This window comes from Rhizobacter sp. P2_H2 (assembly GCF_056403375.1).
In genome coordinates this window covers 1-2,419 of the sequence record NZ_JBFUFP010000842.1, presented here as the reverse complement: position 1 = coordinate 2,419, position 2,419 = coordinate 1, and the positions used below count along the sequence as shown (strand labels likewise).

Here is a 2,419-nt window from a genome sequence, read left to right as displayed (position 1 = left end):
GGTCGGGCTTGGCGCGCATCCATCGATGCTGTTGCCGTGGGGGCGCACGTTAACCAGCGCCTCGTTGCGAGTCAACGGGCCTGGGACATCCGTCCTCATCAACATGAAGGAGGAACGCCCCGTCCCTCGAGTCAAGTCATCAACCTCGGCCGCTCCTTGGCCACACGCACACCCCGCACCAGGAAGAACCCGATCACATCGAACCCCGCTTCCGCCGTCGTGAACGCCTGCTCCGGCCCGCTGCAGGGTCGGATCTCCCGCGATGCACGGCCATCTCGCAGCCGGTAGGCGGGCAGCAGGTGTGCAACGAATCCGACGTACTCCGCCATCGGCGCGCCCTGGCGCCGATCGAACAGCCGCAACTCGATTCGCGCGACCCCATGGCTGCGGTCCTCGAGGGTCGACGTGTCCTGCACCGACAGCAGGTAGCGCGCCGAGCTCGCACTCACCGGCCCTTCGATCGACTGCGACAGGTCGACCTGCACCAGCCGCGCCATGAACTCCTCGGTGTTCGCGGGCGGCAGCAAGGCACGCCCCGTGGATTCCCACCACAGACGGTGCGCCGTCACCGAGATCGCGCCACGCGATGTCATGCGCCGGTCCTGCTCGACGAAGACGAACGCCGACGTGGCAAGCACCTGCCGCGCATCCAGCGGATCGAACCAGTCGACGGGCGGCACCTCGTCGAGCGCGGGGCGGCGCACATGCTCGATGTCGAGCAGCACGCCCTCGTTCGCCGGCACACGGCTCGCCTCGCTCGAGATCGTCAGGTGGCGTTCGGTGTCGCAGCGGTGCGCCAGGTAGGCCAGGGCATCGCGCGCCATCGCGTCATCGGCCGCGTGCAGCCGGGCGTCTGCGATCTGGCGCTGGAAATCCTGCAGCGCGAGCCAGCCCAGCCCATGGGCGGCCAGCAACGCCACGAGCGCCAGCACGACGCCGATGCGCCGCACGCGTGTTCGAGGTGGCATGCGGCTGAGCGCGCCGAGTGCGAACGAGGCCGCCACGAGCAAGGCGATCGCGCCGAAGACGAGCAGCGCCGGGGAGGTGAACAAGGTTTCAGTCAGGGACGGCATGGGCCAATCCTTCAAAAAAGAGGGAGGTCGGAGAAGGGGTGGAAGCGATCCGCGGGATCGCAGACGTCGGACCAGAAAGCCCCCGGGTGTCAAAGGCCGGCCGCGTCGAATGCGCACAGTGTCTCCAACCCATGCATTCACCTAAGGTGACGCATGCGGTGGATGCATGACTTTCGGGCTCTGCCGATACAGTCGGAGGCTCAAACGCCCCTCCGACGCCCCTTCAACCCGCTTCAGACCCCGCCATGAACCTCGAAAAAGATCTGAAAACGATTGCCCGCCAAGAGGATTGTTTTCAAACGAAACACTTCAATGAAGCCAYCGCATGGGCCTTGGGCTCGCGGCTGAGGGACATGGCCGAAGCGCGCGGGGTCGCGATCACGATCGAGGTGCGCCTGGCGCGCGAAACGGTGTTCTTCTGCGCGATGCCGGGCACCTCGCCGTCGAATGCCGACTGGGCGCGCCGCAAGCGCAACACCGTCGAGCTGCTGCACCGCAGCTCCTACCGCGTGGGGCTGGACAACGCGCTGGACGGCGGCACGCTCGAGTCGAAGATGGGGCTGCCGCTGCGCGACTACGCGGACCACGGCGGCAGCTTCCCGATCCGGGTCGAGGGCAGCGGCTGCATCGGTGTGGTGACGGTCTCGGGCCTGCCGCAGCGCGAGGATCACGCGCTGGCGGTCGAGGCGCTGGCCGAGCTGTGCGGGGTCTCGCTCGACGGGCTGCGGCTGGACTGACGCCCTCCCGGGCGCCGTGCGCTCAGCGCTGCGCTTCGAAGTGGAACAGCTGCACCAGCCGGCCTGATTCCGCGCGGTCGCCGAACAGCTCGGTGATCGCGTGGAAGAAGTCGCTGCGGAACACGATCAGCCGGTTGAAACGCATCGGCACCTCGAACAGGAACTCCCAGGTCGCATCGCGCTGCTGCTGCCATTCGGCGAACGGCAGCCGCCGGTTGATCGGCAGGTGGCGCTTCTGGAAATCGAGGAACGACGCATGGCCCATGCCGGCCAGCGCGGCATCGTCGGGCCGGCGGTCATGCCCGGTCGCGCGGTGCCGGTAGAAGCGCGTGCCGCCGCGGCAGTCTTCCGGCCGGCTCAGGTACAGCACGCCGCCGAAGATGTGCGGCAGCGTCGGGTTGTCGACGTGCACGTCGGCACGCGCGTCGTCACTCGCCAGGCTGACGCGCAGCGCGCCGTTGTCCGGCGAATCCCACTTGACCGCGCGGCCCAGCATGTCGGCGATGCGCTGCATCGTCGCGCCGACCGGCTGCGGCGGCGTCTGCACGCCGGGGAAGTTGCCGTTCGCCGAGCGCTGCGCCTGCGTCGCGCACAGCCGCAGCGCCTCGG

3 protein-coding genes are annotated in these 2,419 nt (G+C 68.5%); 1 reads left to right on the top strand and 2 read right to left on the bottom strand.

Translation table 11 applies throughout. The features are described 5' to 3' along the window. Positions 1–131: 131 nt before the first annotated feature. Positions 132–1,073, bottom strand: coding sequence for a hypothetical protein (locus AC1D15_RS27130; protein ID WP_477828450.1), 942 nt, complete (start codon positions 1,071–1,073; stop codon positions 132–134). 245 nt (positions 1,074–1,318) lie between these two features. On the opposite strand from AC1D15_RS27130, the gene AC1D15_RS27125 reads away from it, so the two are divergent. Beyond that, positions 1,319–1,810 carry a heme-degrading domain-containing protein gene (locus AC1D15_RS27125; RefSeq protein WP_477828449.1) on the top strand — a complete coding sequence of 164 codons (492 nt, stop codon included), beginning with the start codon at positions 1,319–1,321 and terminating at the stop codon, positions 1,808–1,810. 22 nt (positions 1,811–1,832) lie between these two features. On the opposite strand, the gene AC1D15_RS27120 is transcribed toward AC1D15_RS27125, so the two are convergent. Beyond that, a partial coding sequence (locus AC1D15_RS27120) for a DUF6445 family protein (RefSeq protein WP_477828448.1) occupies positions 1,833–2,419 on the bottom strand: 587 nt, incomplete at its 5' end.

Coding starts and splice junctions, on each gene's coding strand:
- AC1D15_RS27130 (WP_477828450.1), bottom strand. CDS start 1,073: ATGCCGTCCCTGACTGAAACCTTGTTCACCTCCCCGGCGCTGCTCGTC.